2 protein-coding genes are annotated in these 2,262 nt (G+C 30.9%); both read right to left on the reverse strand.

Translation table 11 applies throughout. The annotated features are described in order from the left end of the window. Window positions 1–252: 252 nt before the first annotated feature. Window positions 253–837: an FEKKY domain-containing protein gene (locus ACFQ1R_RS13035; RefSeq protein ID WP_379926700.1), complete on the reverse strand. Its 585-nt coding sequence runs from the start codon at window positions 835–837 to the stop codon at window positions 253–255. A 156-nt stretch (window positions 838–993) separates the two neighbouring features. Beyond that, a complete protein-coding gene (locus tag ACFQ1R_RS13040; RefSeq protein WP_379926702.1) occupies window positions 994–2,106 on the reverse strand; it encodes a DUF2971 domain-containing protein in 1,113 nt (370 codons plus the stop codon). Window positions 2,107–2,262: the final 156 nt, after the last annotated feature.

Here is a 2,262-nt window from a genome sequence, read left to right on the forward strand (position 1 = left end):
CTAAAATTCCGCAATCTTGTTTTTTTTCTGTTTTTAAATTCCGTAAAAATTTGCTTTAAATCTCAATATTTTTTCCGCAAAACTTGCGTTTGAGTGCGTGTTTTTAATGCAAGGTAACGTTTATGTGTAAGGAACGTTGCGGTTTTGTGTGCGAGGATTTTCCGAAGGAAAATCAGAAGCTAGCAAAAGCGCAACGACCAAACGGTTTAACTAAAATAAGCAATGTTTTTTACACGGTGTTGTGTGTAGGCTTTATTTTAATCCGATTACATCTTGTCTAACTTCTTCTCTCCATTTTTTGCCAAACTTATTGTCTAAATATTCAAATATCACGTTATTATATTGATATACACATTCCAAAGGTGGTGGTGTACATCCATAATCATAAAATTGAATTCCATATTTGTTCGCAAATTTGCCATCCTCAAAATCCACTATTGGTGCAATTCCTCCAATTAGAATTAATTTTGGGTTTTCATTTTTTAAATCTGATTCCGCAATTTGCTTGTTTATTTCACAATCTGCTGTAACATATAAATCGAAGTTTTGGGCTGATTGATTTACTATTTCTATATGAAAAAATTCAGGTTCAAAATTGAAGTCTAATACACGCAATTCATAACTTCCACTTTTAAGTCCACTAAATTTATAGAAGCCTAAACTATCCACAACTTTTATGTCAAAACTTGGTCTTAATTCAACAGTAGCGTCTTTTGGGATTAGCAATTCTTGACCAAAATAAACCTTCACTTGTCCGCTAATTTCAAAGTCAGATTTTGCTTTCTGTCCGAAAACTGAAGCAAAAGTCAGTACTAATATGATTGTCAGTTTATTCATTTTTTCAGCTTACACACAACGTTTATGTGTAAGGAACGTTGCGTGTTTGTGTGCGAGGATTTTCCGAAGGAAAATCAGATGCAAGCAAGCAAAGCAACGATCAAACGGCTTAACTAAAATAAGCAATGTTTTTTACACGGTGTTGTGGCTAGTACTTTATCTATTTAATTTATATTTTTCTTTGTGTTTAATTAAAATGTTTTTGTTTTTTAAATCGTCAAGATGGGCTTTTAATTGAATTTCTGGAATTTCAATTCTCCCTTTGGTGACAAGTTCTTCTTGGGTAAATTCGTTATTACTGAATAAATTGGAAATGATTAATATTAGACTTGATTGAATCTCGATAACAGTATTGTAATGAAATTGTTCTGCCTCAATTCCAAAAGTTTTATCTAATTTTTTCATCCGATAAAATTTAACGTCAGGGTTTTTAGATTTGAAAATTGAGCAAATCATTTCAACATCACTCGGATTTGCTTTTAGTCCAAAATAAATAGCTTTTAATGAACGAATAGGATAGAAGTAACTTTTGTTAGATTCTTGATGAAAAACTCTCATTTCTTCTTCGTGCTTCCAATCTATTGATTTAAATGAGAGTAATTTTTTTATTGATTCTGCATTTTCCTCTTCCTCAAATAGTAAGTCAGAATTCACATTGGGAATTTCCGATTTATATTCTACCTCAAAGGCTTTGGAAAAAGGCTCATATTCAGAGTCAAATTCGAGGCAAATACCTTGATGACTATCTGCATAATGTGACCACATTAAAAGGTTGTTATTGTTTTTTGAAAAACAGCAAACTCCGATTTTTGCAAATTTTTCTTGTCGAATATTGTAAAGTGTTTCTTGAATTGTTGCCTGTAGTCTCGATTTAACAGTCATAAAAAAACCTCCAATATTCTCTAGGAAATCATTTTTCGATTCTTCAACATTTTTAAGTTGATTTAAAAAATCAACCTTACTCTTAAATAATTGATTTTCATTTGACTCGTTAAAATCAAAAATATAATCGATATGTTCTTGACAAAAGTCATAAAATTGTTGTTTAGAGATTGTCTTATCTAAAATTCCAATCAAGTGTTTTTTATTAAACTTTCGCTTACTCGACTTGCAATAAAGTTCAACAAATTTGGCATTACTAATTTCAGTTATTTTGGCTGGATGGAAAGTATCAAAAGGGTCATTAAAGTTCAAAGGATTATTGAAATAGATTTGACCATTTTGAAGGTTTCTTAAAGAATACGAATTAATAGATGTGTACTTAAACATTAAAGATTATGATAGGTTTTCGGTATTAGCCACAACGTTTATGTATATGGAAAGTTGCGTGTTTGTGTGCGAGGATTTTCCGTAGGAAAATCGGAAGCAAGCAAGCAAAGCAACTAACATTGGTTTAGTATAAAACTAGCAATTTTTTATATACGG

This window comes from Mariniflexile jejuense (assembly GCF_042675665.1).
GTDB classification, from domain to species: Bacteria; Bacteroidota; Bacteroidia; order Flavobacteriales; family Flavobacteriaceae; genus Mariniflexile; species Mariniflexile jejuense.

What these genes read in the sequence shown, in the direction of transcription:
- ACFQ1R_RS13035 (WP_379926700.1), bottom strand. Translation starts at nt 837, where the DNA reads ATGAATAAACTGACAATCATATTAGTACTGACTTTTGCTTCAGTTTTC.
- ACFQ1R_RS13040 (WP_379926702.1), bottom strand. Translation starts at nt 2,106, where the DNA reads ATGTTTAAGTACACATCTATTAATTCGTATTCTTTAAGAAACCTTCAA.